Origin of the sequence: Psychrobacter sp. W2-37-MNA-CIBAN-0211 (assembly GCF_040309405.1) — a bacterium.
Classification (GTDB): domain Bacteria; phylum Pseudomonadota; class Gammaproteobacteria; order Pseudomonadales; family Moraxellaceae; genus Psychrobacter; species Psychrobacter glaciei.
Window position 1 is genome coordinate 1 of the sequence record NZ_JBEOOU010000446.1, and the last position, 249, is coordinate 249.

The 249-nt window shown below is 59.4% G+C and carries 1 protein-coding gene; it reads left to right on the forward strand.

Features of this window, described 5'->3' with window-relative positions:
- The coding region (locus AAEY72_RS15835) for a hypothetical protein (RefSeq protein WP_352311602.1) at positions 1-249 on the forward strand (249 nt) is incomplete at both ends.

The following is a 249-nucleotide window of genomic DNA, read 5'->3' on the forward strand; positions in this document are numbered from 1 at the left end:
GCTGATTGTCGGTCGCTATAAGGAGGCACGCCTGCGTGCGGAGCGTGATGGTCTGCAGGATATCCCGGCGGTAACCATGGATGGCACCGACTCTGAGCGGGCCAGAGAGGCGCTGGGCGGAGAGCTGCAGGTATTCAGGGCTCGACATGACTCGCTAATGGGTGAGATTTCAGTTAATCGCGAACGGATCGAGCAGATGAAGGAGCAGATCGCCGGCCTCAACGACATGATCCGCACCAAGCGCAACCT